Genomic DNA, 25093 nt, shown 5'->3' with positions numbered 1-25093 from the left:
ATTTGTTATACCGAAATGGCTCGCGTGGGGATTTTTTGTCTTTCAGGCCTTAACTTTTCATACAACTAGTATGGAAGTTGTACGACACATTTACGGTAGGGGAGAAAAACGGGTCGCCATAGCGGATTTTGTGCAAGGATTCTCATCAACGCTCTGCATTTTTGGGCATTATCATTTCTGAGTGAGTATTCATGGCGGTTATGTCTCATGAAAGTTTTCCCACGGTGGAAACGGAGCAAGATCACAGAATGGATAAAAAGCTAAATATTGCCGAAATTGCCCGACGTACTAATCTGTCGACCAGCACGGTTTCCCGGGTGCTGGCCGGTAAGGCGAACACCAGCGAAGCTGCCCGTAATCAGGTGCTGACCTGTGCCCGTGATATGGGGGTGATGGAGGGGATGGCGGCAGGTCGCCTGTTGCTCAACAATCTGGTGGTTTTTGCCCCGCAGAGGGCGTTCGATGAGCGCTCGGATATCTTCTATTACCGCGTCATTCAGAGCATCAGTAAAGCGCTGGATTCCCATGAGGTGCGGCTGCGTTACTGCGCACTGGAAGAGCTCGACAGCGATGCCAATCTCTTCATTGAGCGCATGAATTTACCGGAGACCCAGGCGGCGATCCTGCTGGGTATCGACGATCCCCATATTCATGATCTGGCGGCAGATTTTGGCAAACCCTGCGTGCTGATCAACTGTCGGGATAAACGCATGCGTTTACCCTCGGTGGCACCGGATCACCGGGCGATCGGTGAATTTGCGGCGGACTACCTGTTTGATCTGGGCCATCGTGACGTGGTGACGGTGATGTGCCTGCGTCGTTACACCATGGATCTCCGCCTGGCGGGGATCAAGGCGGCCTGGCAGCAGCGGAACCAGCGTTTTCTGAGCAAGCGGGATCTGATCATCGTGCCCAGCTTTGCCTCCAGACAAGCGGAAGAGCAGGTAGGGGCATGGCTGGATGCGTCGGCCCATAAATCGCCGCCGACGGCGTTTCTGGTGGGGAGCGATTTTATGGCTGAAGGGACGGTGCGCGCCCTGCAACAACGTGGTTTGCGCGTGCCGCAGGATGTGTCAGTGATGAGCATTGATGCCTTCAATCTTGCCGCCATCCAGGATGTACCCCTGACGGCGGTGCATGTGCCGCGTGATGAGTTAGGGAGTGAAGCCGTGCAGTTGTTACAACAACGGTTGATTCGCCCTAAGGCGCCCGTGGGATCGTTACTGCTTAATGGGACGCTGGTGGTGCGTGAATCAGTACGGCGGATACGCCCGGGAATGCGACGTTCCGCCGTGGAAAGCGAGGGGTTATATGACGTTTAGCGCATCATCCCCAGCGCCCGTTTACCGTAATCATTCAGGTCAGCGACGGTGAAACGGCTCTGCCAGCTGGCCTCATAATCTTCACGCGGGAAGTCGCCGGGTGACGCACCGTTCTCGAGGGCAACTTTCACTTTGCGCGCGTAGGCGAGGTTTTTCTCGCACATAGGCGCAGCGGGAATGTACATCACGTTGCCCCAACCCTGCTGATCGTTGACCGGGGCGACCGAGTGAATGACATCGCAATGCCACCAGACGGAATCGCCCGCTTCCAGCGCCGGAATCGAAGTTAATGCCTCAATCAGCAGCGGGTGCCACATCTGCGAAATCGGCAACACGCGACCCGGTGCCACGCCGCAAAGCTCATCTTCCGGCACGTCGTCAAGCAGCGGACGCAGCAGAACATAGGCCATCGCTTCCGGAATCGGCACCACGTGCAGCAGACCCTGACCTGGGATCATATCAGAGAGCGCCGTCCAGCCCTGGAAGGTGCGGAATACCGAGCATTTGGTGGTGTTATCTACCGTGTACTCTTCCACTTCGGTGCGGTGGGCCGCGTTCCACGGATCGTATTCGTCCACGTTGCCATTAAAGACACTGGCAAACACGCGTTGATAAGCGGGTAAGAGCCAACGCTCCAGCGCGCCGGAATCGGTGTGTGCACCCAGACCTTTCGAGGTGGTTCCCGGCGGGCGACGACGAATGCGATCCGGGTAGATGACGCTCACATCCGGATCGAACCACTGCGTGCCTTCACTCTCAAAGCGCCACAGGCGGTTAAGGAAAGATTGCACGGACGCCATTTCATTGCTCTGGCGTGCCTGCATTTGCGCCTGCGACCAGTAAATTGGATAGATTTCAGGACGTGAAGCGTCCAGGGTGCCAAAGAAGCTGTCGCCTGGCCCTTTATAGACGTCGTCAAAATGGTTTTGATCCAGGTAGGCCATCATGTCCTGATCCCAGCCCAACGCCTTTTCACGGGGGAAATGGCCTTTAATCACCGCACAGCCCCGGCGCTTGACCGCAGAGCGTTGCGCCTCGGTGATGTTACCTGCGGCCAGGTCTGCATAAGGAATCACCGGCCAGATGGCTTCGCCGTTGGCTTTCAGGGCATTGATTTCTGCCACCCGCTCCTGGATGCGCGCATGAAGGGCGTCGAACACCGCCTGCACATCGCCAATCTGCTGGCGTAATGCCTGCTTCATATGGCGAATCGCTTCTTTGTGGTCGACGGGTAAGATTTCGCTGGTGAACGTCATAATGGCCTCGCAATCTTTCATTCGAAAGTGATTAAACTTACATATGGTAATTTAAGTTAAAAATAAGTTAATGCAAGTTTAAAAAGTTGATGCTGAGCACAAAGCTGAAAAGAAGTACACGGGAGAGCAAAAGGGGGAGTGAAGGCTGAGGGAAAACAGGCCGGAGCAGCAGCTCCGGCAGGTCGGTCAGTTAAACGGTGTGGTGCCGTCAAGAACAGCCTGAATCACGTTCAGTGCGCCCTGGTGGTTGTTGTCATCAGTACGGTGACGGGCGATTGCTTTAATGGCTTCTCCGGCATTGCCCATGGCAAAGGAGAAATCGGTCATGCGCAGCATTTCTGCATCGTTGCCGCTGTCACCAATGGTCACACACTCTTTGGGCGTGAGATGCCAGCGTTTAAGCAGACGGGTAATCCCGTTGGCTTTGTGCAGGCCCGGGATGATGAGATCCACAAAGCCAAAACCGCTGGTCACCGGCTTCATGATGCCGTCCAGTGAAACATGGAGCTTGTCGATAAGCTGCGGAATCTCGCTGTCTGGCAAATTCAGTGAGAATTTAAACAGCGTGTCATCAATCTGGTGATAATCACTGACGCGTTGCAGGCGATGATAGTGTTTCGACATCAGTTGTACGAATGCATCCGGCGCATTCTCACTGACGTAGGCGCTGTTCAGACCGCAGGCCACAAAGTTGAGCCCCTTGTCTTTGAGCAGTTCGCCGATCACCACCTGGGCTTCGTGACGGGTGAGTTCCCCGTGAAAAAGTTGCTGACCGTGCTCGTACACCAGCGCACCGTTTTCAGCCACAAAGGAGATCTTTTCCTTGAGCTCAGGGAAGAAGGAGATGAGCTGGTAATACTGATTGCCGCTGGCGACGACAAATTCGATATCACGCTCTTTAAGCTGGGTGAACTGGGTCATAAAACGATCGCGGTCATACTGCTTGGCGTCGTCAAGAAAAGTTCCGTCCATATCTGTGACGATAACTTTCACGGTCATACATAGGCTCCTGGAATATGTTTCTCCAGTAACATTGTAATAACAGTGTGACCTGCAGCACAAATTTATTTCGAATGAAAGTAGGGTTTCACATATGTGCAGTGAATTATTTGCCTGAGCGGCCTTTCTCCCTCTCCACGTGGGAGAGGGCAGAGGTGAGGGCATCAGAGTGCAGAGGAGCCCAGCGTTACAGCGTATGCTCAGTACGGGCGATAATATCGTCCTGCGCATCCGGTGACAGCGCGGTGAAGAACGCGGAATATCCTGCTACACGCACCACCAGGTCGCGATACTGATCCGGGTGTTTTTTCGCTTCCACCAACGTCTCACGCGAAACGATGTTGTACTGGATATGCCACCCTTTGTGATCCTCAAAGAAAGTGCGCAGCAACAGCATCAGTTTTTCGCGGTCGCTGTCATTCTCAAGCGTTGCCGGGTTCAGTTTCTGGTTGAGCAGCACCCCACCCAGGATGGAACCGGTCGGTAATTTACCCACGGAGCCAATCACCGCTGTCGGGCCGAGGTGATCCGTTCCCGAGGCCGGGCTTGCACCTTCAGCCAGCGGCGTCTTCGCTCTGCGCCCGTCCGGTGTTGCCATCGTGGCTGCGCCGAAGGGCACATTGGCTGAAATGGATGACGTCCCGGCGTAATAAGTGCCGCCAATCGGGCCGCGACCGTAGCGCGGGTTGCGGTAATTTTTCAGCTCATCAATGTAGGTCTGATAAGCACGCGCCAGCAGGTTGTCCACACTGTCATCGTCATTACCGTACTTTGGTGCGCCGTTGATTAAGCGCTGACGCAGCTGTTCGTGGGTGAGTCCTTCAAAGTCTGCGGCCAGGGCTTCTGCCAGCTGTTTCTGACCAATGGCACCTTGCTCGAAGACCAGTTTTTTCACGGCCGCAAGACCGTTACCCAGATTGGCAATCCCCACCTGCAGGCCGGAAACCCAATCGTATTTCGCGCCGCCTTGCTTGATGCTTTTCGCCCGCTCAATACAGTCATCCACCAGCGCTGAACACAGAATGTCGTGCACGTTCTCTTCCAGCATGGTGTCGACAACATACTCAATCTCAATGGATTTTCGGGTGTAATAGCGAATCTGGGTGTCCCAGTCGGCAAGCATCTCATCAAACCCGGCGAAGTTACCTTTTGACAGGGCATGCTCTTGTGGCAGGAAGATTTTACCGCTGGTCGCATCGCGGCCACTTTCCATCGCCGCCAGCATTACGCGGGCGAAGTTGATGAAGCTCATGCCGGTGCAACGGTAGCCCCATTTGCCGCCGACGGCGGTTTCGATGCAGCCAATCGCCGCATAGTCATAGGCATCCTGCGGTTCAATGCCGAGTTTAATAAACTCAGGAATGACGATTTCATCGTTGTTAAACGCGGGCATACCAAAGCCGCAGCGGATCACCTGCACACAGGCGTCAAGGAAGTCGTTGCTCATTCCCGCATGGTAGCGAACGCTGAGGTTCGGCTGCGTTGAGCGAAGGCGGCCACAGGATTCGAGAATCGCATACGAAAGCGGATTCACCGCATCCATCGCTTTGCCGTTGACCAGATGCTGCCCGCCGATGGTCACGTTCTGGTACAGCGGACTGCCTGCGGAGGCTTTGGAATGCGAACCGGAGCGGATTTTGTTCACTTCCAGCAGCTTGAGCCAGCAGCCGTGCAGCATCTCAATGGCCTGCTCACGTTCAAGCGACTGATTCAGTTCCACATCGCGGCGATAGAACGGATAGAGATACTGATCCATACGTCCGAAGGAGACCGAGTGTCCGTTAGACTCAATCTGCAAAATCAGCTGAATGAAATAGCACAGCTGCAGTGCCTGCCAGAAGGTTTTTGGCGGCTCATGGGCAATGACATCGCAGTTTTCTGCGATAGCTAACAGTTCATCGCGACGGCTTTCGCGGGTTTCAGCGCTGGCCATCTGGCGTGCCAGGTCAGCGAAACGTTCGATATGCAGGCTAACCGCATCCAGTACGATATCAATCGCTTTCAGGAACTGTTCGCCGTGTAAATCTTCCAGCACGGTCAAATTAATGCGCGAACGGCGCTCGTCCACTTTGTGGCGCAGGCCATCGAGCCCTTTTTCCAGCAGCAGCGGGAAATTGACCGCCAGGTGGGCGTCACCCGAGGTCATATTGCCTTCGGCCTTGATGATGCCGGTTTCCAGTAACGCTTTTTGCTCATCGGTGAACATGCCGTAGCAGCGATCCTGCACCGTCTGACCGCGCCACCACGGGCAGATTTCGTGCAGCACGCGTTTATTCTCTTCGCTTACCGCGAAGCCTGCTCCTGGGCGATCGGCCAGGTCATCAATCTCTTTTTCAATCCATGAAACGGTGTATTCCGGGAAGATAGGGGCCGCACGCACTTCACTTGCCTGGTTGCCGACGATCAGTTCATCGTGTTTGATCCAGATGGTGCGGGCAGCCAGATGGTGTGCCAGCGCCAGCGCACGACGCACCGGAATCGGTTTGTCCATATGTGCACGATACATCTCGGTGTAGTGCCGCGCACGCTCGGTACAGACCGGCGGCTTAACAATGTGCACCAGTGCGTTTTTGTGCGCTTTGATGCGTTCGGTCAGGGTGGTCAGTTGCAGGGTAGTCATAGCGTTATCCTCGTAATGTGGAGGTGAGTCCTTTCTGGCGGGCGTAATCCTGGGCAAAAGCCAGTAACGCAGGCGCATCAAGCGGCTTATCCGGAGCGGTATAGGGCTGATTAAGCAGGGTGTATTTGTTCATACCCAGCGTGTGATACGGCAAGAAATGGATTTCGCGGACGTTGAGTTCGTCAGCGGCGAAACGTGTGATGTCGGTAATCGATTGTTCGTCAGCGTTAAAGCCGGGAATCAGTGGCACGCGAATGGTCATCTGCTTACCGGCCTGCGCCAGGCGTTTAAGGTTATCCAGTACACGTTTGGCGCTGCCATCAGTCCACTGTTTAAAGGCTTTACTGTCGACGTGTTTAAGGTCCGCCAGGAACAGATCCACATACGGCAGCGACGGTTCAATGTAGTGCCAGGGCACATGCAGACAGGTTTCAACGGCGGTGTGAATGCCCTGATCGTGGCTGGCTTTGAACAGCGATAAGGTCAGATCCGGGTGCATAAAAGGTTCGCCACCGGAGAGGGTAATACCGCCGCCGCTGCGGGTATAGAAGGGTTTATCGCGCAGCACTGTCGCCATAATTTCATCGACGGACTGGGTTTCGCCACAGACGGTCAGTGCCTGGGTCGGACAGCAGGTAGTGAGGGCATCCAAATCATTTTCGTTCAGCTTGTCGCGCTGAATCAGCAGGTCGTTGAGGGCGCGGGTAATCGCCGTTGGGGCGGCCTGTTGACAGAGATCGCAACCTTCCAGGCACAGGCGGGCATCAAACAGCACTTCACGATCGCGTGCCCGGCTTTCCGGGTTCTGGCACCAGCGGCAGCTCAGTGAGCAGCCTTTCAGGAACACCACGGTGCGAATACCAGGGCCATCGTGGGTGGAGTAGCGCTGAATATTGAAAATCATAAGTTACCCTCATATTGCGTATGAAGATTAAATGACTTTCGAATGAAAGTTTATTTGATAAAGGTCAACTCCAGAGCAGGTTGTGCCAGGGCAGGGTTAAAGCGTGTGGGAGGTCACATTTTGAAAGGAGAGGTGAGGGGGAAGATGTGCACTCTCATTCTAACCCCCCGCTCTTGCTAATCCCCGCACACCTCACAGCCGGGATTGCGCATCAGCTTCATTTCTCTGAACTGGCAGGTCATGGCATCGTACATAACGATTTTGCCCGACGCCGGGGTGCCGAAGTGGGTGAGCACTTTGATGGCCTCCATGGCCTGCAACGAACCGATGACCGCCACCAGAGGGGCCATCACGCCCGCTTCCACGCAGGTTAGCGCATTCTCGCCAAACAGGCGGCTCAGGCAGCGGTAGCAGGGTTCGCCTTCGCCCCAGGTGAAGACGCTGATTTGCCCTTCCATGCGGATAGCGGCCCCGGAAACCAGCGGGATTTTGTGGGCAAAGCAACCGGCATTGAGCTGATTGCGGATGGTCACGTTATCGGTGCAATCCAGCACCAGGTCGTGCGCAGCAATCTGCGCAAACAGCGCGGGCTCATCGAGCAGCGCGTTGAGGGTGGCGAGCTGAACGAGGGGGTTGATGCGAGCCAGACTTTCCTTCGCCGATGTCACTTTCGGTTGCCCAATTGTGGCGTCGCTGTGCAACGTCTGGCGCTGCAAATTGGAGAGAGCCACGGTGTCAAAATCCAGCAGCGTCATCTGGCCTACGCCAGCGGCCGCAAGGTATTGCGCCGCCGCACAGCCAAGACCACCTAAGCCGACCACCAGCACGCGAGAGGCTTTCAGCCGCTCCTGACCATCAAAATCAAACCCACGCAGGATAATCTGCCGGTTGTAGCGCAACATCTCTGCATCGCTCAGCTCTTCCACGTTCTAACCTCCGAACAGATGGTTAAAGGTCTCAACCTCAACCCACTCACCCGCCTCAACATGACCGCGTTCGCGTTCCAGTACCACGAAGCAGTTACCCAGACTGAACGAACTGAAGATGTGCGAGCCCTGCGGTCCAGTGGTACGTACCACCAGTTCGCCATTTTCATCACGGCTGAGCACGCCACGCTGGAAATCAAGACGTCCTGGCGTCTTCTTCAGCCGCGTGGCAGCGCGAGCGCGCAGACGCAGTGGCAGCGGGCTTTCGGTATTACCGCTCAGTTTTGCCAGCAATGGCTGTACCAGTTGATAGAAGGTGAGAGCAGCAGACACCGGATTACCCGGCAGGCCGCAGAACCAGCTATTTTGCAGGCGACCAAAGGCAAACGGTTTGCCCGGTTTGATGGCCAGTTTCCAGAAGGTGATTTCACCCAGCTCATCGAGCATCGCTTTGGTGTAATCTGCTTCACCCACCGAGACGCCGCCGGAGCTTAGCACTACGTCAGCCTGCTGGTCGGCCGCAATAAAGGTCTCGCGCAGCAGTGCCGGGTCATCACGGATGATGCCCAGGTTAATGACCTCGCAGCCCAGCTGTTCGAGCATCAGATGCACCGCCAGACGGTTGGTGTCATAGATTTGCCCGTCAGCCAGCGGTTGCCCCGGAAGCTGCAACTCATCACCGGTCGAGAACAGAGCGACGCGAATTTTGCGCACCACTTTCACTTCAGGAATGCCCAGCGAGGCCAGCACCGGCAGCTCTGCGGCGGTTAGTTTGGTACCTGGAGTGAACACGACGGCGCCGGCGCGAATGTCTTCGCCGAGATAGCGAATGTTCTGCCCGGCACGGACGTTGGCGGTAAAACGCACACCCGTATCCGTTACGTCAGTCTCTTCCTGCATCACCACCGCTTCACAGCCAGATGGAACTGGCGCGCCGGTCATGATGCGCACGCAGGTGCCCGTTGGCCACTCGCCGTTAAAAGGCTGCCCGGCAAACGCTTTACCCGCGACGGGCAGCGGTTCACCGCTGTCGATGTCCGCCATGCGTACCGCGTAACCGTCCATCGCGGCGTTATCAAAACCCGGCACATTCAGCGGAGAAATTACATCCTGCGCAACGACACGACCAAAACAGGCCAGCAGCGGCAGCGTTTCACTTTGTTCAAGTGGGGTGATGGCCAACAGCATTTGAGCCATAGCCGAATCGAGTGGGATCAGGCCCGCAGTATGTTCCATGAGTGCGCTCCAGTAAGACATAGGAAAGTGGGCATTATGGCAGAAAATGCCCTCTCGCTGCATGTACTCCTCCCGGACGAGAGTTCGAAGCCTGCTTTACATCGCTGTAACGTCTTTCTATATTCAAAAATTGTATGAAGTTGTGATGACGATAATGATATTTATAGAAAAAGCAGCAAGCTACCTGACCTGGCGATGAAAAAATGACCAAAGCAGTAATTGCGATACACGGTGGTGCAGGGGCGATTACCCGCGCACAGCTTAGTCCGGAGCAAGAGCGACGCTACATTGAGGCGCTCTCTATCATCGTTGAAAAGGGTCAACGTATGCTTGAGTCGGGTGAGAGCGCGTTGGACGTGGTGACCGAAGCGGTCCGTCAGCTGGAAGAGTGCCCACTGTTTAACGCGGGGATTGGGGCAGTCTTCACCCGTGATGAAACCCATGAGCTCGATGCCTGCATCATGGACGGCGAGTCGTTGCTGGCGGGTGCAGTGGCGGGTGTTAGCCGTGTGCGTAACCCGATTCTTGCTGCCCGATGTGTAATGGAACGCAGCCCACACGTCCTGCTGGTGGGGGAAGGGGCAGAAAAATTTGTTTTTGCTGAGGGTATGGAGCCCGTTTCTCCCGAGATTTTCTCCACGCAGGAGCGTTATCAGCAATTGCTGGAGGCCAGGGCGAGCGGTGAGATGCGCCTGGATCATGGTACTGCGCCGCTGGATGAAAGCAAAAAGTTTGGCACCGTTGGCGCGGTAGCGCTCGATAAACAGGGCAACCTGGCGGCAGCGACGTCTACCGGGGGCATGACCAATAAGTTACCCGGACGCGTCGGCGACAGTCCTTTGCCCGGTGCGGGTTGCTATGCAAATAACGCCAACGTCGCGGTCTCCTGTACCGGGACGGGGGAGGTCTTTATTCGTACGCTGGCCGCCTATGATATCGCGGCGCTGATGGATTACGGTGGACTGAGTCTGCATGAAGCCTGCGAGGCGGTGGTGATGGAAAAACTCCCGGCGCTGGGTGGAAGTGGTGGCCTTATCGCGGTGGATCGCGAAGGTAACGTGGCGCTGCCTTTTAACAGTGAAGGGATGTACCGGGCATGGGGTTATGCAGGAGATGCGCCGAGCGTCGGTATTTATCGTGAATAAGAGGAGCACTATGTCGCAAGGATCCGAAGCTGGGGGGCAAGATGTCCTCGACGTCAGCAATCTGAATGTTGAGTTCCGCCAGGAAAAACAGCTTACCCAGGCTGTGCGCAATCTCTCGTTTACGCTGAAACGGGGTGAAACGCTGGCCATTGTCGGTGAGTCCGGTTCAGGGAAATCGGTGACCGCCATGTCACTGCTGCGCCTGCTGGAAACGTCGGGCGGAGAGGTTAGCTGCGACCATATGTTACTGACGCGTCGCAATGGTGAACGCGTCGATCTCTCGACGCTGAGTGCTTCCCGTCTGCATAGCGTGCGTGGTGCTGACATTGCGATGATTTTTCAGGAGCCGATGACCTCCCTGAACCCGGTTTTCCCGGTGGGAGAGCAAATTGCCGAGTCGATTCGCCTGCATCAGGGGCTGGATAAAGAGGCGGCACTGGCTGAAGCACGGCGCATGCTGGATCTGGTGCGTATCCCGGAATCACAGGCGATTTTATCGCGTTTTCCACACCAGCTTTCTGGTGGGATGCGCCAGCGCGTCATGATTGCGATGGCGCTTTCGTGTCGTCCGGCGGTACTGATTGCCGATGAACCGACAACCGCGCTGGATGTCACTATCCAGGCGCAGATTTTACAACTCATCGCCGTACTGCAAAAAGAGATGGCGATGGGGGTGATTTTCATCACTCATGATATGGGCGTGGTGGCCGATGTTGCCGATCGCGTGCTGGTTATGTATCAGGGCGAAGCGGTAGAGACCGGTACGGTGGAGCAGATTTTCAGCGTGCCACAGCACCCTTATACCCAGTCGTTGCTGGCAGCTGTTCCTCGTCTGGGGGCGATGAATGGTCGCGATCTGCCAAGACGCTTTCCGTTAATGACACCGCAAAATCCGCACGTCCACGAAGAAGAGACGGAGCAGGATACCGTCGTGCCCGGCGAACCTATTCTGCAGGTTCGCGATCTGGTGGCGCGCTTCCCTATTCGCAGTGGGATCCTGAACCGCGTGACCCGTGAAGTACATGCGGTCGAAGGCGTGAGCTTTGATCTGTGGCCGGGGGAGACGCTGTCACTGGTGGGGGAATCCGGCAGCGGCAAATCCACCACTGGGCGGGCGCTGCTTCGGTTGGTTGAAAGCCAGAGCGGGCAGATAACCTTTAAAGGTGAGCGCATCGATACCTTGCCTGCCAACAAGTTGCAGCCATTACGCCGCGATATTCAGTTCATTTTCCAGGATCCGTATGCGTCGCTCGACCCGCGTCAGACCGTCGGTTATTCGATTATGGAGCCGCTGCGGGTACATGGAATCATGAGCGAAGAAGAGGCTCAGCGCCGGGTACTATGGCTGCTTGAGCGGGTGGGGCTAAAACCCGAACATGCGTGGCGTTATCCTCATCAGTTTTCAGGCGGGCAGCGGCAACGTATCTGTATTGCCCGGGCGCTGGCGCTGAACCCGCGTGTGGTGGTTGCCGATGAGTCGGTCTCCGCACTTGATGTCTCCATTCGTGCCCAGATAATCAATCTGCTGCTGGATCTCCAGCGGGAAATGGGGATCGCCTTCTTGTTTATTTCCCATGATATGGCGGTCGTGGAACGCATCAGTCACCGGGTGGCGGTGATGTACCTTGGGCAGATTGTCGAGATTGGCCCACGCCGTTCGGTATTTGAAAATCCACAGCACCCGTACACGCGAAAACTGATGACGGCCGTACCTGTGGCCGACCCGTCTCACCACCGGGCGCAACGGGTTCTGCTGTCGGATGAGATACCCAGCAATATCCATAAACGCGGCGACACGGTCGAACGCGTGCAGTTACACAACGTTAGCGCCGGGCACTATGTCGCACGCACGACGCCCGGTAATACCCAATCCCGTTTTTGACAGACTCAGGCAGGGAAACTCAGGAGAACAACATGACACAATTCGTCTCACGTAAATGGCAGGTGGGGGTTGCTGTTGCAGCCGTGCTCACCGCCGCTCCGGCACTGGCTGCCAAAGATGTCGTGGTCGCCGTGGCGTCGAATTTCACCACCCTCGACCCGTATGATGCGAACGATACACTGTCTCAGGCGGTAGCGAAGTCCTTCTATCAGGGGCTGTTTGGCCTCGATAAAGACATGAAGTTGCAGAATGTGCTGGCAGAAAGCTACACGGTTTCGGACGACGGCCTGGTCTACACTATCAAGCTGCGTCAGGGGGTAAAATTCCAGGATGGCACCGACTTTAATGCAGAAGCCGTTAAGGTCAACCTCGACCGCGCCAGCAATGTCGACAACAAGCTCAAGCGCTATAACCTCTACAAAAACATTGCCAAAACCGATGCGGTTGACGCCTCGACGGTAAAAATCACACTTAAAGAACCGTTCTCGGCGTTTATCAATATTCTTGCCCACCCGGCAACAGCGATGATCTCACCGAAGGCGCTCGCGCAATACGGTAAAGAGATTGGTTTCCACCCGGTGGGGACAGGTCCGTATACCCTTGATACGTGGAACCAGACCGACTTCGTCAAAGTGAAGAAGAACCCGGGCTATTGGCAGAAAGGGTTGCCGAAGCTCGATTCCATCACCTGGCGTCCGGTCGTGGACAACAACACCCGTGCGGCAATGCTGCAAACGGGCGAAGCGCAATTTGCTTTCCCGATCCCCTACGAGCAGGCCGCTGTACTGGAGAAGAACAGCAAGCTGGAGCTGGTAGCGAGCCCGTCCATCATGCAACGCTACATCAGCATGAACGTCACGCAAAAGCCGTTTGATAACCCGAAAGTGCGTGAAGCCATTAACTACGCTATCAACCGTCAGGCTCTGGTGAAAGTGGCCTTTGCGGGTTATGCCACTCCGGCAACGGGCGTGGTGCCACCGTCACTGGCCTATGCCCAGAGCTACCCGGAATGGAAATACGACCCGGCAAAAGCGCGTGAACTGCTGAAAGAAGCGGGCTACCCGAACGGCTTCAGCACCACGCTGTGGTCTTCACATAACCACAGCACGGCGCAAAAAGTGCTGCAATTTACGCAGCAACAGCTGGCGCAGGTGGGTATTAAGGCACAGTTGACAGCGATGGATGCGGGTCAGCGTGCTGCCGAAGTGGAAGCGAAAGGGCAGAAAGAGAGCGGCGTGAGAATGTTCTACACCGGCTGGTCGGCGTCAACTGGTGAAGCCGACTGGGCGCTGTCACCGCTGTTCGCGTCACAGAACTGGCCGCCAACCCTGTTTAACACTGCGTTCTACAGCAATCCTCAGGTGGATAAGGACCTGGTGGATGCGCTAAAAACCACAAAAAGCGAAGAAAAAGCCCGTCTGTACAAAGACGCCCAGGATACTATCTGGAAAGAGTCTCCGTGGGTGCCTTTGGTTGTCGAGAAGCTGGTTTCCGCGCATAACAAGAACCTGACCGGGTTCTACATTATGCCTGACACCGGTTTTAGCTTCGACAATGCCGACCTGAAATAAAGAAACTCATGCCCACCGCCCGTGTGGCGGTGGGGTGAGGGAAAACAGACATGCTGAACTATGTTTTAAAACGCCTGCTGGGGCTTATCCCGACGCTACTGATTGTGGCGGTATTGGTGTTTTTATTTGTGCATCTTTTACCCGGCGATCCGGCGCGGCTGATTGCCGGACCGGAGGCTGACCAACAGGTGGTGAACCTGGTGCGTCAACAGCTTGGGCTGGACAGACCGTTATACGTGCAGTTCTGGCACTACATTACCAATGTCTTACAAGGTGATTTTGGCACCTCAATGGCGTCTCGCCGTCCGGTGGTTGATGAAATTGCCAGCCGTTTTTTCCCGACATTTTGGCTGACCATTGCCAGTATGACCTGGGCGATGCTGTTCGGTCTGGTGGCCGGTATTGCGGCGGCGGTGTGGCGTAATCGCTGGCCGGACAGGCTGGGCATGGCGCTGGCCGTCACTGGGATCTCCTTCCCGGCTTTCGCGCTGGGTATGCTGCTGATGCAGGTTTTCTCCGTCGAACTGGGCTGGTTGCCGACGGTCGGCGCAGACACCTGGTTGCACTATATTTTGCCGTCGATGACGCTCGGTGCGGCGGTGGCGGCGGTAATGGCACGCTTTACCCGCGCCTCTTTCGTCGATGTGCTGAATGAAGATTACATGCGTACCGCCCGCGCCAAAGGAGTCAGTGAACGCTGGGTTATCCTCAAACACGGATTGCGCAATGCGCTGATTCCGGTCATTACCATGATGGGGCTGCAGTTTGGTTTTTTACTTGGTGGATCGATAGTGGTCGAAAAGGTGTTCAACTGGCCGGGGCTGGGGCGCCTGCTGGTGGATTCCGTTGAGATGCGCGACTATCCGGTTATCCAGGCAGAGGTGCTGCTCTTCTCCCTGGAGTTTATTCTTATCAACTTAGTGGTGGATGTGCTTTACGCCGCCATTAACCCCGCAATCAGGTACAAGTAAGGATGCGACTGTTTAACTGGCGTCGACAGGCGATTTTAAATGCCCTGCCCGGAGTAAAACCGGGGCAGGTCAGAACTCCATGGCATGAATTCTGGCGGCGTTTTCGTCGTCAACCGGTGGCAATGACCGCCGGGCTTTTTGTGTTGATCCTGATCCTGCTGGCGGTAATTGCCCCCTGGATTGCCCCGTTTGATGCAGAAAACTATTTCGATTATGACCGTCTCAACGATGGGCCTTCGTTGGTGCACTGGTTTGGCGTGGATTCCCTGGGGCGCGATATCATGAGTCGTGTCCTGCTGGGGGCGCGAATTTCCCTCGCCGCAGGTGTATTTTCGGTGTTCATTGGTGCAGCGATTGGGACGGTACTCGGTCTGCTCGCCGGGTATTACGAAGGCTGGTGGGATCGCATTATTATGCGCATCTGCGACGTCCTGTTTGCCTTCCCCGGTATTCTGCTGGCGATTGCCGTGGTGGCGGTGATGGGTAGCGGCATGACCAACGTGATTATTGCGGTGGCCGTTTTCTCGGTCCCGGCCTTTGCTCGCCTGGTACGCGGCAACACGTTGGTGCTGAAACAACAAACCTTTGTTGAGTCAGCCCGCAGCATTGGGGCCAGCGATATGACCATTCTGTTTAGCCATATTCTTCCCGGGACGGTCTCGTCAATTGTGGTCTATTTCACGATGCGTATCGGTACGTCAATCATTTCAGCCGCCAGTCTGTCGTTCCTGGGCCTGGGGGCGCAACCGCCAACCCCGGAGTGGGGGGCAATGCTCAACGAGGCCCGTGCAGATATGGTGATTGCGCCTCATGTGGCGCTGTTCCCGTCACTGGCCATCTTCCTCACCGTGCTGGCGTTTAACCTGTTGGGCGATGGCCTGCGGGATGCGCTGGACCCGAAAATCAAAGGGTAATTAACGCCTCACTCAGGGCTTTGAGGAACACCGGAACCACCGGGTTCGGATTGGCTTTTGAGTACACGAGGAAGTTATGCGCCTGAATGTTCACCCCTTCTATATTCATAAAGGTCACGTTGGGCATGCCCAACGAGCGGGAAGAGGCGGGCACGATGGCGCACCCTAAGCCAGCATTGACCAGTCCCAGGATTGTGTGGGTTTGTGCGAGCTGATACTTATAGTCTGGCGTGATGTCGTTAAAGACAAACAGGTCGGTTATGCGATCGTAAAAATGGCGCGCTTCGTTGGGGCTATAGAGGAAAAAAGGTTCGTTGTTAAACGCACTAAGAGGTATTTTTCGCTTACGCGCCAGTGGATGCTCTGAGTGAAATGCGCCGACAAAGGTCTCCCCTTGCAGAGGCTGGTACGCCAGCAGTGGATTTGGTGGGACATGGCGCACAAAACCAATATCAAGACTGTTGTTTTCAATCGCGCTTATTTGTTTATGCGATACCAGTTCTTGTAACTGAAAAGTGACCCCCGGCAATTTTATCGCCAGTTCTTTTAACAACTGGGGAATAAAATTCCACGAAAATACTGCCGTAAAGCCTAATGAAAGCGAGCCGGTTTCACCGGTGGCGCGTTGCTGTACAGAGGTTTCCAGCCTGTCCGCTAATTTAAGAATTAATCGCGCTTCAGTCAGTAGGTGCTGACCCATGTGAGTGAGCTGCACATGCCTGTTATTCCTGTCAAATAAGGAACCGCCCAGACTTTTTTCCAGTAACTGAATCTGGCGACTAAGCGGCGGTTGGGTCATGTGCAAACGGGCGGCAGCGCGGCCAAAATTCAGTTCTTCAGCAACGGCAATAAAACAGCGAAGTTGGTGCAAATCCATAATTCAATTCTTATATTAATGAATACCGGATTTATATTAGACATGAATTATTGCGCTGTCCATCATCGAATTAATTACTCTCGAAAGGCCAGTGAAATGAAAAATAAAATCGACCAACAAAAAACTCACATTTTATTAACTCAGGCGGTGCCGGGACCGATTGATGAAATATTGCTGCGAGATTATCACGTCCATCGTCTTTATGAAGCCAGTGAGCCGAAACAGATGCTGGCAGATATTGGCAACATCATTGAAGGCGTGGTCACTGGTGGGGCAAAAGGGCTGTCACGCGAAATAATGACATGCCTGCCTGCACTGAAAATCGTCGCTGTAAGCGGTATTGGCACTGACGCCGTTGACCTGGTGTATGCCGCTGAACGCGGCATATTCGTCACCACCACACCGGGCGTGCTAACGGACGATGTGGCGGACATGGCGCTGGGGCTGATGATCGCCACACTCCGCCAGATGAGCGAAGGCGAACAGGTGGTCCGTACCGGGCGCTGGCCACAAACTAACCTGCCACTGGCACGCAAAGTCAGCGGCACCACCGTGGGCATTATCGGCATGGGTCGTGTCGGTCAGGCTATCGCGCAACGTGTGGCCGCCTTCAACACGAAAATCCTCTACACCGATCTGGGTGCCATTGCCGCACTCGATTACACCTTTGTCTCTGACATCCACGTGCTGGCACAGGAAGTCGACGTGCTGATTCTTGCCGCCTCTGCCGACAGCGGCAAGGTCATCATTAGTCAGTCGGTGCTGGAAGCGCTTGGGCCGCAGGGGTATTTCATCAACGTCGCTCGCGGCAAGCTGGTGGATGAGCACGCACTGCTCGACGCCTTAACGGAAAAGCGTATTGCCGGAGCCGGTCTGGACGTGTTTGCCCACGAGCCGCATGTGCCGGAAGGTTTCTATACGCTCAACAACGTGACGCTGCAGCCGCACCGTGCCAGCGCCACCGTCCAGACGCGTCTGGAGATGGGGGCGATTGTGCTGGAAAACCTGGCCGCCTGTTTTAGCGGTCAGTTGCCACCACATCGCGTGTAACACCGTGACGCCATGTACCCTACAAAAACAACAGTGAGTAAATCATGAGCAAACAAATGGACGTCTCTCTGGAGCAAATCAAACGCGTCGGGCACCACCGTTATTGGGTGCTGAGCCTGATTTTTATCATCACCGTCATTAACTATGCCGACCGTGCCACCATGTCCATCGCCGGAACCACGGTGGTGAAAGAGTTGGGTCTGGATCCGATGATGCTGGGGATGATCTTCTCTGCCTTCGCCTGGGCTTATGCACTAGGGCAAATTCCCGGCGGCTGGTTGCTTGACCGCTTTGGCGCGAAGAAAGTGTATGGCACAAGCCTGGTATTGTGGTCGATATTTACCATGTTGCAAGGCACTGTCGGCTGGATGGGGCTGACGGGCAGCCTGGCGGCGATGACGCTGTTCCTGATGCGTTTCATGCTGGGCCTTGTTGAATCTCCGGCTTTCCCGGCTAACTCACGCATTGTCTCCAGTTGGTTCCCGACTCGCGAACGTGGACTGGCTTCGGCGCTGTTTAACTCGGGGCAGTACATGGCGGTTGTGGTGTTCACGCCGATCATGGCCTGGCTGACCCACGCGCTGGGCTGGGAGCACGTCTTCATCTGGATGGGCGGGCTGGGCCTGGTACTGGCAGCAGTCTGGTTTGCCTGGTACAAAGAGCCGCACAAAGACCCGCGTCTGACGGAAGAAGAAAAAACGCTGATGCGTGAGGGCGGGGCGCTGGTCGATCTCGACAGCGAAGGGGCGAAAAAGGGCAAAAAAACGTCGTTGCGTGATACTAAGTGCTTGTTCACCAACCGTAATTTGTGGGCCATTTACCTCGGCCAGTACTGCATCACGGCGTTGACCTACTTTTTCATTACCTGGTTCCCGATCTACCTGATTCAGGGGCGTGGCATGACGATTATGCAGGCCGGGTGGGTGGCTGCACTGCCCGCTATCTGTGGGTTCAGCGGAGGATTACTCGGTGGCTACCTTTCTGACTTCCTGATTAGCCGTGGTGTGCATCCTTCACGTGCCCGTAAAACGCCGTTTGTGCTCGGTATGGGGTTATCGACCATGCTGGTGTTTGCCAACTATGTCGACACCAACGCGGCGGTGATTGCGCTGATGGCAATGGCCTTCTTCGGTAAGGGATTTGCGGCAGTGGGCTGGGCGGTGTTGTCGGACGTAGCACCGAAGACCATGATTGGTCTGTGCGGTGGCGTGTTTAACGGAATTGGTAATATTGCCGGGATAGTCACACCACTGGTGATTGGTTATGTGGTGGCGGTGACTGGTTCGTTTAATAACGCATTGTGGTTTGTAGCAGCGCACGGGGTGCTGGCTGTTATCAGCTATCTGTTGATAGCGACCCGTTTTGAGCGTGTGGCGGAGTAGCAAAACAAAAACGCCGCCTGGTGACAGGCGGCGGCAGGATTAGACGCGGGTTCCCCACAGATCGTATTCGTCAGCGTTTTCAACTTTCACGCGGACGATATCGCCAGGTTTGACCTTTGTTTCGCCGTTCAGATAGACCGCACCGTCAATTTCTGGTGCATCCGCCATGCTACGGCCAATAGCACCTTCTTCGTCCACTTCATCGATGATGACCAGAATTTCGCGGCCCACTTTTTCCTGCAGGCGCTCAGCAGAAATTTTCTGTTGTAGCTGCATGAAGCGGTTCCAGCGTTCTTCTTTGATCTCTTCCGGTACCTGATCGGCCAGTTCGTTGGCGGTTGCGCCGTCAACCGGGCTGTATTTGAAGCAGCCCACGCGATCCAGACGGGCTTCGGTCAGGAAGTCGAGCAGCATCTGGAAATCTTCTTCGGTTTCACCCGGGAAGCCGACGATAAAGGTGGAGCGCAGAGTCAGTTCCGGGCAGATTTCACGCCACTGCTTGATGCGCGCCAGTTGGCGGTCTACAGAGCCTGGACGCTTCATCAATTTAAGGATGCGCGGGCTGGCGTGCTGCAGCGGGATGTCCAGATACGGCAGGATTTTGCCTTCTGCCATCAGCGGAATAACATCGTCAACGTGCGGGTACGGGTAGACGTAATGCAGACGCGTCCAGATGCCGAGCTTCGCCAGTTGCTCACACAGGCCAACCATGCTGGTTTTCACCGGCTCGCCGTTATGGAAGCCCATACGGTGCTTCACGTCGACGCCATAGGCGGAGGTGTCCTGAGATATCACCAGGATCTCTTTAACGCCTGCATCTACCAGACGTTTGGCTTCACCCAGCACGTCGCCAATCGGACGGCTGACCAGGTCACCACGCATGGACGGGATGATGCAGAAGGTGCAACGGTGGTTACAGCCTTCAGAAATTTTCAGGTAAGCGTAGTGGCGCGGGGTCAGCTTAACCCCTTGCTCCGGCACCAGGCTCAGGAACGGGTTGTGCTTTGGCTTCGGCACATAGTGGTGCACATGCTCAAGGACCTGCTCGTAGCTATGCGGACCGGTGATTTCCAGCACTTTCGGGTGAACTTCACGAATCTGATCGACTTTTGCACCCAGGCAGCCGGTGACGATAACTTTACCGTTTTCGGTAAGCGCTTCACCGATGGCTTCTAAAGACTCCTGCACGGCGCTATCGATAAAGCCACAGGTATTGACGATAACCATGTCAGCGTTGTCATAGCTTGGGACCACTTCATAGCCTTCCGTGCGCAGTTCAGTCAGGATGCGCTCAGAATCGACGAGGTTTTTTGGACAGCCGAGGGAGACAAAGCCGATTTTTGGCTGCGGGTTCACATTGCTCATAGTTCAAAAATTAATCAGTTATAGTATGTTCAGGGCACGGATTGTACAGTTATCGACGGGAGATTTATAGGAAATTGTCGGCTGGTCGGGTGAAAAAACGCGGCTGCCTGGCCTGCCTCGGCTTCGTTATATTTCGGGCAGTGAATGACAGCCAGTTATCAAAACTCATCAACCGTATCGCGGTCATTATTAATCACGTTAAACGCTAAACAGCCATCCTGAATGTCAAAAGTAATCGAGGTGTCGTACACATCCTCAATATTCATGTCCTGACATAAGTTAAAGATGAAATAGTTAATTTTGTAATACAGAACGTAGGTATTGCCCTGAAGGTGTTCAACCTTGCTGATAGCGAAATCGTTGAGCGAACGTGCATGTGGGCTGATAAATGTTAAATCCATATTTAAAACAGGGATAAATGCTGGATCCTGCCGATGTTGTTGCAGAAACTGACACAATTGAGTAGCGGATTCAGCGGGATGTTTATTAAGCGTAATGTCCAGAGGGAAGGTGTTCATAGGTACCCTTAGAATATGGTGGTTGCCCTTAACATAACATGGGGGTATCAGTTATTCATAAGCTGCTGAGGGGGTATTTTCGGGGTAGGGAGCAGGGCAGACTTCAATACCTCAAAAGGCTATTTCCCGTTATTCCAGAGATAACTGCCAACAAAGTCGTGGCCAAATGACAGGCAAAAAAAAAGCCGCTCGGACGGAACGGCGATATACAGCACAGGGAATTCTTTGGAAACATAATCATTTACGCGCTAAATGATAGCCTGCTAATCAATAGTTGTCAGTAATTGTTTGTGAAAAATATGATCCAATGATGTAGGTGTGATGTTGATCACGATTGGTTAAAAATAAGGCAGGTTGTTATTTGTACGATTTTAGTTAAGGGTGATGATAACGGTGTAACGTATCGTGCAATTGCATACCCCCATAAGCAAATTTGGATTTCATGCTGATGGGGTTTTTATTGCCTGCTGTCTGTTACGGCACGCCATTATTCCCGTGGCGTAAAAATGCTGGTCGCTGATTTAAACGCGCAAACCACGCCTCAAGCGCCGGGAATTCCGGGTGTTCGAACGGTGTCATCTTCCAACGGTTTACCGACAGTCCCAACACAACATCCGCAAGGCTAAAGCTGTCACCCGCCGCCCAGGCCTGGGTTTTTTCCAGTTGTTGATTCACAATCCCGATGCAGTGGTTCCACTCCTTAATGCCGGCCTCAATGGCCTGCTGATCGTTATAGGCCGGATTTTTACGCACCAGGGCCGGGAACACATAGCGCCAGGCGTTGTTAAATTCGGTCGCCTGCCAGTCCATCCAGTGCTCTACATTAGCGCACGCCTGCGCATCGACAGGGAGCAGATCGCTACGGCCCGCTTTACGCGCCAGATAGCGACAGATGGAGTTGGATTCCCAGAGCACAAAATCACCGTCAATCAGCACCGGCACCATCTCATTAGGGTTCATGGCCCGAAAGGCGTCAGTTTGCGTAGAGGCAAACCCGCTGCCGTAATCTTCCTGCTGATACTCAAGGCCTGCCTCTTCGCAGGTCCACAACACTTTTCGCACATTAATGGACGAGGTTTTTCCCAGAATTTTTATCATGATGGCAGGCGACTCTTTGCAGGATTAATCGTTTAAAAACAATACATCAGAAGCACTGGCATTGGCTACACGCTCGCAGGCACCAGCATGGTGCACTGCATGATTCTGGCTCACCAAAATAGTGAATTTTGAGAATCTAAAACCCATAACACCATGAATTTTACCTACAAATAACCTGGCACATCCCTTGCAGTAACGAGAGAGCAGTGCAACACACAATTTGATAAATAGCTGGCTAGGGTTCCGATTCGCGTGAGCGGATGTCTGGTCCAAGAGCTGGCGACCTCTGAGAGGTTACACGGCGGGACAAAAACCCGGGAGACAGCAGCACCAGTGGGTGTCGCGCTGCCCCTTATTTTGTACCACTCAGAGGTCAATGATGAAAAAAACGCCATTACTCCGCTCTCTTGTGCTGTCACTGGTCATGTTGACCACACTCCCCACCTTTGCTGCTGTGAAGAAAGAGTTCAATGTCTGCTGGACTATCTACGCAGGCTGGATGCCCTGGGGCACCATCAGCAACAGCAAAATCATTGATAAATGGGCTGACAAATACGGCATCAAAATCAATATCGTTCAGCTTAATGATTACATCGAATCCATTAACCAGTACACCGCCGGTCAGTTTGATGGCTGCACCATGACTAACATGGACGCGCTGACTATCCCGGCGGCGGGCGGCGTGGATACTACGGCGCTGATTGCTGGCAGCTACTCCGAAGGCAACGACGGCGTGGTCATGAAAGGTGAGGGCAAAACCCTCAAAGATCTGAAAGGGCAGAAAATTTACCTGCCTGAACTCTCCGTCTCCCACTACCTGCTGGTGCGTGGTCTGGAGAAAGCCGGTCTGGCGGAAAAAGATGTCACCGTGGTGAACACCTCCGATGCCGATATCGTCTCCGCTTTCGCCACGCCGAAAGTGCAGGCTGCCGTGGCCTGGAACCCGCAGCTTTCCGTTATCAAAGGGACGCCGAAAACCACTGAGGTCTTCAGCTCTTCTCAGGTGCCAGGTGAACTCATCGACATGATGGTAGTGAACACAGAGACCCTGAAAGATAACCCGGCGCTGGGTAAAGCCCTGACCGGCGCGTGGTACGAAATGATGGCCCAGATGAAAGAGCAGAATAAAGAGGCGCTGAGTGCAATGGCGGCGGCCTCCGGCACCGATCTGGCAGGCTATCAGGCGCAACTGAAAACCACCCATCTCTTCTACACTCCTGCCGACAACCTGGCGTTTATGACCTCCCCGGAATTGCCGAAGACCATGCAGCGCGTGGCGCAGTTCTCCTTCGATAAAGGGCTGCTGGGTGACGGTGCACAAAGTGCAGATTTCATTGGGATGGCTTTCCCGGGTAATGCAGCACTCGGCGATGCCAGCAACGTCAAACTGCGCTTTGACGATAGCTTCGTGAAGATGGCCGCCGACGGCAAGCTTTAACTGATTGACTGACGGGAAACGACGCCATGCGACATATTAACCGCCATCCGACCCGGGGCATGCGCTTTACGCTTGTCCTGCTGCCCTTCGTGATTCTGCTGGCAGCGTACTTTCTGGGATCGGCTGTACGACTTGAGGCTAACCCACAGGACAAACTCCTGCCCGGCATGCAGCAAATGCTGGACGCGATGTCGCGGATGGCCTTCAGCCCGGATAAACGCAGTGGCGATTATCTCTTCTGGATGGACACTCTGGTCAGTCTGGCACGCCTGCTGACCGGGCTGGCCATCGCCTCGCTGGTCGGGTTATGTATCGGTATAACCGCCGGGGTCTTCCCGATGTGGCGGGCCTCAGTGTCGCCGCTGATGACGGTGCTGTCGATGATCCCCCCTCTGGCGATTTTGCCGGTGCTGTTTATTGTTTTTGGCCTGGATGAACTCTCGAAAGTGATGCTCATTGTCATCGGCATTACCCCGATGCTGGCCCGTGATCTTGAACACCGCGCGAGGGAAATCCCGCCTGAAATTCTGATCAAGGCCCAGACGTTGGGGGCATCAAGCTGGACGCTGGTGCTGCGCGTGGTGCTGCCACAGCTGCTGTCCCGGTTGCTGACCTCATTGCGCCTGTTGCTCGGTTCGGCGTGGCTGTTCCTCATTTCAGCGGAGGCCATCTCTTCAACGGCGGGGCTGGGCTATCGCATCTTCCTGGTGCGCCGCTACATGGCGATGGACGTCATCATCCCCTACGTGGTGTGGATAACGTTACTGGCGTGGCTGATGGATTTGGGTCTGCGTCAACTTCACAAAACCTGTTTTCCCTGGGCGGAAGGAGGGAAGGCATGAGCTTTATCGACATCAACAATGTCTGGCAGGAGTACGGTTCGCACGTCGTGCTGGAGCGTCTCAATTTGCAGGTGAATGCCGGGGAATTTTGTTCAATGGTCGGGGCATCCGGCTGCGGAAAATCGACCTTCCTGCGTTTGCTGTTGGGGCAGGAAGCACCGAGTCGCGGCACGCTGTTACTGGATGGCAAAGCGCTACAGGCGGAGCCGGACAGAAGCCGTGGTGTGGTCTTCCAGCGTTACTCGGTCTTTCCGCACTTAAGTGTGCTGGATAACGTCACCATTGGTCTGGAGTTCCCACAGGCCCGCTTCCTCGGGCGCCTGTTTGGTGCCAGTAAACGTGAAGCGCGCGAGCGGGCGGTATGGATGCTGGAGAAAGTGGGCCTCGGGCAGGCGCTGGACAAATACCCGGCGCAGCTTTCCGGCGGCATGCAACAGCGGCTGGCCATCGCGCAGGCGTTCATTATGCAGCCACGCGTGCTGCTGCTGGATGAGCCCTTCGGTGCGCTGGACCCCGGTATTCGTAAAGACATGCATGCGCTGCTGCTTCAGCTATGGAGCGAAACCCGCATGACGGTCTTTATGGTTACCCACGACCTGTCTGAGGGCTTCAACCTGGGAACCCGATTGCTGGTGTTTGACAAGGTGCGCATTGACCCGCACGAACCCAATGCTTACGGCGCACGTATCACCTACGACATTCCGCTAAACGAAACGCGACTGGCTGAAATGACCGGTATCGCGCCAGATAACGTCTATGCGTTAAGGAATTAACATG

General features: G+C 54.9%; 21 protein-coding genes and 1 riboswitch. Of the genes, 11 read left to right on the top strand and 10 right to left on the bottom strand.

The features are described 5' to 3' along the window. The first annotated feature begins 191 nt into the window (after window positions 1-191). The gene (locus AC5JPW_RS06795; RefSeq protein ID WP_494239110.1) at window positions 192-1322 is read left to right on the top strand and encodes a LacI family DNA-binding transcriptional regulator; all 1131 of its coding nucleotides are present in this window, start codon (window positions 192-194) and stop codon (window positions 1320-1322) included. On the opposite strand, the gene AC5JPW_RS06790 is transcribed toward AC5JPW_RS06795, so the two are convergent. From AC5JPW_RS06790 to moeA, 6 genes are all read right to left on the bottom strand, one after another. Continuing rightward, complete coding sequence (locus tag AC5JPW_RS06790; RefSeq protein WP_494239109.1) at window positions 1319-2578, bottom strand: DUF1479 domain-containing protein; 1260 nt, start codon at window positions 2576-2578, stop codon at window positions 1319-1321. The genes AC5JPW_RS06795 and AC5JPW_RS06790 overlap by 4 nt on opposite strands. Window positions 2579-2764: 186 nt before the next feature. Next, the gene (locus AC5JPW_RS06785) at window positions 2765-3577 is read right to left on the bottom strand and encodes a Cof-type HAD-IIB family hydrolase (protein WP_494239108.1); all 813 of its coding nucleotides are present in this window, start codon (window positions 3575-3577) and stop codon (window positions 2765-2767) included. A gap of 187 nt (window positions 3578-3764) precedes the next feature. Beyond that, on the bottom strand, window positions 3765-6197 hold the full coding sequence (locus AC5JPW_RS06780; protein ID WP_494239106.1) for a formate C-acetyltransferase/glycerol dehydratase family glycyl radical enzyme: 2433 nt from the start codon (window positions 6195-6197) through the stop codon (window positions 3765-3767). A gap of 4 nt (window positions 6198-6201) precedes the next feature. Beyond that, window positions 6202-7101: a glycyl-radical enzyme activating protein gene (locus AC5JPW_RS06775; protein WP_494239104.1), complete on the bottom strand. Its 900-nt coding sequence runs from the start codon at window positions 7099-7101 to the stop codon at window positions 6202-6204. Window positions 7102-7277: 176 nt separating this feature from the next. Next, a complete protein-coding gene (gene moeB, locus AC5JPW_RS06770; RefSeq protein WP_494239102.1) occupies window positions 7278-8027 on the bottom strand; it encodes a molybdopterin-synthase adenylyltransferase MoeB in 750 nt (249 codons plus the stop codon). 3 nt (window positions 8028-8030) lie between these two features. Continuing rightward, window positions 8031-9263 (bottom strand): molybdopterin molybdotransferase MoeA, encoded by a 1233-nt coding sequence (gene moeA, locus AC5JPW_RS06765; protein ID WP_494239100.1) that lies wholly within the window; start codon window positions 9261-9263, stop codon window positions 8031-8033. Between the two features lie 203 nt (window positions 9264-9466). Here moeA and iaaA point away from each other — a divergent pair, with 203 nt between their 5' ends. Genes iaaA through gsiD form a run of 5 tightly spaced genes read left to right on the top strand, consistent with a single transcriptional unit; the run spans window position 9467 to window position 15746 of the window. After that, window positions 9467-10408 (top strand): beta-aspartyl-peptidase, encoded by a 942-nt coding sequence (gene iaaA / locus AC5JPW_RS06760; RefSeq protein WP_494239098.1) that lies wholly within the window; start codon window positions 9467-9469, stop codon window positions 10406-10408. A 10-nt stretch (window positions 10409-10418) separates the two neighbouring features. Continuing rightward, a complete protein-coding gene (gene gsiA, locus AC5JPW_RS06755) occupies window positions 10419-12290 on the top strand; it encodes a glutathione ABC transporter ATP-binding protein GsiA (RefSeq protein WP_494239097.1) in 1872 nt (623 codons plus the stop codon). 32 nt (window positions 12291-12322) lie between these two features. Next, on the top strand, window positions 12323-13861 hold the full coding sequence (gsiB, locus tag AC5JPW_RS06750) for a glutathione ABC transporter substrate-binding protein GsiB (protein ID WP_494239095.1): 1539 nt from the start codon (window positions 12323-12325) through the stop codon (window positions 13859-13861). Between the two features lie 50 nt (window positions 13862-13911). Further along, window positions 13912-14832, top strand: coding sequence for a glutathione ABC transporter permease GsiC (gene gsiC, locus AC5JPW_RS06745; RefSeq protein ID WP_494239093.1), 921 nt, complete (start codon window positions 13912-13914; stop codon window positions 14830-14832). 2 nt (window positions 14833-14834) lie between these two features. Continuing rightward, a complete protein-coding gene (gene gsiD / locus AC5JPW_RS06740; protein ID WP_494239091.1) occupies window positions 14835-15746 on the top strand; it encodes a glutathione ABC transporter permease GsiD in 912 nt (303 codons plus the stop codon). Here gsiD and AC5JPW_RS06735 read toward each other — a convergent pair. Then, window positions 15736-16623, bottom strand: coding sequence for a LysR family transcriptional regulator (locus AC5JPW_RS06735; protein WP_494239089.1), 888 nt, complete (start codon window positions 16621-16623; stop codon window positions 15736-15738). The two genes, gsiD and AC5JPW_RS06735, sit on opposite strands and share 11 nt — an antisense overlap. A 96-nt stretch (window positions 16624-16719) precedes the next feature. On the opposite strand from AC5JPW_RS06735, the gene AC5JPW_RS06730 reads away from it, so the two are divergent. Beyond that, a complete protein-coding gene (locus AC5JPW_RS06730; protein ID WP_494239087.1) occupies window positions 16720-17673 on the top strand; it encodes a 2-hydroxyacid dehydrogenase in 954 nt (317 codons plus the stop codon). A 44-nt stretch (window positions 17674-17717) separates the two neighbouring features. Next, window positions 17718-19055 carry an MFS transporter gene (locus tag AC5JPW_RS06725; RefSeq protein WP_494239085.1) on the top strand — a complete coding sequence of 446 codons (1338 nt, stop codon included), beginning with the start codon at window positions 17718-17720 and terminating at the stop codon, window positions 19053-19055. Window positions 19056-19094: 39 nt separating this feature from the next. Here AC5JPW_RS06725 and rimO read toward each other — a convergent pair whose 3' ends face one another. The 3 genes from rimO to AC5JPW_RS06710 form a co-directional block, all read right to left on the bottom strand. Further along, window positions 19095-20420, bottom strand: coding sequence for a 30S ribosomal protein S12 methylthiotransferase RimO (rimO, locus tag AC5JPW_RS06720; RefSeq protein WP_494239083.1), 1326 nt, complete (start codon window positions 20418-20420; stop codon window positions 19095-19097). A gap of 158 nt (window positions 20421-20578) precedes the next feature. Beyond that, complete coding sequence (locus tag AC5JPW_RS06715; protein WP_494239082.1) at window positions 20579-20938, bottom strand: hypothetical protein; 360 nt, start codon at window positions 20936-20938, stop codon at window positions 20579-20581. Window positions 20939-21412: 474 nt separating this feature from the next. Beyond that, the gene (locus tag AC5JPW_RS06710; RefSeq protein WP_494239080.1) at window positions 21413-22036 is read right to left on the bottom strand and encodes a glutathione S-transferase family protein; all 624 of its coding nucleotides are present in this window, start codon (window positions 22034-22036) and stop codon (window positions 21413-21415) included. A gap of 224 nt (window positions 22037-22260) precedes the next feature. Next, a riboswitch (guanidine-I (ykkC/yxkD leader) is annotated at window positions 22261-22359 on the top strand. 56 nt (window positions 22360-22415) lie between these two features. Here AC5JPW_RS06710 and AC5JPW_RS06705 point away from each other — a divergent pair. From AC5JPW_RS06705 to AC5JPW_RS06695, 3 genes are read left to right on the top strand one after another with little or no spacing between them, the layout of a single operon-like run. Beyond that, on the top strand, window positions 22416-23474 hold the full coding sequence (locus AC5JPW_RS06705) for a putative urea ABC transporter substrate-binding protein (protein ID WP_494241151.1): 1059 nt from the start codon (window positions 22416-22418) through the stop codon (window positions 23472-23474). A gap of 26 nt (window positions 23475-23500) precedes the next feature. After that, the gene (locus AC5JPW_RS06700) at window positions 23501-24316 is read left to right on the top strand and encodes an ABC transporter permease (RefSeq protein WP_494239079.1); all 816 of its coding nucleotides are present in this window, start codon (window positions 23501-23503) and stop codon (window positions 24314-24316) included. Next, window positions 24313-25089, top strand: coding sequence for an ABC transporter ATP-binding protein (locus AC5JPW_RS06695; RefSeq protein ID WP_494239078.1), 777 nt, complete (start codon window positions 24313-24315; stop codon window positions 25087-25089). The genes AC5JPW_RS06700 and AC5JPW_RS06695 overlap by 4 nt, the downstream gene beginning before the upstream one ends. The last annotated feature ends 4 nt before the right edge of the window (window positions 25090-25093 follow it).

Source organism: Phytobacter sp. (assembly GCF_059074235.1).
The sequence above is the reverse complement of the archived record's forward strand: the minus strand, read 5'-3'. Positions and strand labels throughout refer to the sequence as shown.

Coding starts and splice junctions, on each gene's coding strand:
- gsiB (WP_494239095.1), top strand. CDS start 12,323: ATGACACAATTCGTCTCACGTAAATGGCAGGTGGGGGTTGCTGTTGCA.
- AC5JPW_RS06780 (WP_494239106.1), bottom strand. CDS start 6,197: ATGACTACCCTGCAACTGACCACCCTGACCGAACGCATCAAAGCGCAC.
- AC5JPW_RS06730 (WP_494239087.1), top strand. CDS start 16,720: ATGAAAAATAAAATCGACCAACAAAAAACTCACATTTTATTAACTCAG.
- gsiD (WP_494239091.1), top strand. CDS start 14,835: ATGCGACTGTTTAACTGGCGTCGACAGGCGATTTTAAATGCCCTGCCC.
- gsiA (WP_494239097.1), top strand. CDS start 10,419: ATGTCGCAAGGATCCGAAGCTGGGGGGCAAGATGTCCTCGACGTCAGC.
- AC5JPW_RS06715 (WP_494239082.1), bottom strand. CDS start 20,938: ATGAACACCTTCCCTCTGGACATTACGCTTAATAAACATCCCGCTGAA.
- moeA (WP_494239100.1), bottom strand. CDS start 9,263: ATGGAACATACTGCGGGCCTGATCCCACTCGATTCGGCTATGGCTCAA.
- AC5JPW_RS06725 (WP_494239085.1), top strand. CDS start 17,718: ATGAGCAAACAAATGGACGTCTCTCTGGAGCAAATCAAACGCGTCGGG.
- AC5JPW_RS06785 (WP_494239108.1), bottom strand. CDS start 3,577: ATGACCGTGAAAGTTATCGTCACAGATATGGACGGAACTTTTCTTGAC.
- iaaA (WP_494239098.1), top strand. CDS start 9,467: ATGACCAAAGCAGTAATTGCGATACACGGTGGTGCAGGGGCGATTACC.
- rimO (WP_494239083.1), bottom strand. CDS start 20,420: ATGAGCAATGTGAACCCGCAGCCAAAAATCGGCTTTGTCTCCCTCGGC.
- AC5JPW_RS06710 (WP_494239080.1), bottom strand. CDS start 22,036: ATGATAAAAATTCTGGGAAAAACCTCGTCCATTAATGTGCGAAAAGTG.
- AC5JPW_RS06790 (WP_494239109.1), bottom strand. CDS start 2,578: ATGACGTTCACCAGCGAAATCTTACCCGTCGACCACAAAGAAGCGATT.
- AC5JPW_RS06775 (WP_494239104.1), bottom strand. CDS start 7,101: ATGATTTTCAATATTCAGCGCTACTCCACCCACGATGGCCCTGGTATT.
- AC5JPW_RS06705 (WP_494241151.1), top strand. CDS start 22,416: ATGAAAAAAACGCCATTACTCCGCTCTCTTGTGCTGTCACTGGTCATG.
- AC5JPW_RS06695 (WP_494239078.1), top strand. CDS start 24,313: ATGAGCTTTATCGACATCAACAATGTCTGGCAGGAGTACGGTTCGCAC.
- AC5JPW_RS06735 (WP_494239089.1), bottom strand. CDS start 16,623: ATGGATTTGCACCAACTTCGCTGTTTTATTGCCGTTGCTGAAGAACTG.
- gsiC (WP_494239093.1), top strand. CDS start 13,912: ATGCTGAACTATGTTTTAAAACGCCTGCTGGGGCTTATCCCGACGCTA.
- AC5JPW_RS06795 (WP_494239110.1), top strand. CDS start 192: ATGGCGGTTATGTCTCATGAAAGTTTTCCCACGGTGGAAACGGAGCAA.
- AC5JPW_RS06700 (WP_494239079.1), top strand. CDS start 23,501: ATGCGACATATTAACCGCCATCCGACCCGGGGCATGCGCTTTACGCTT.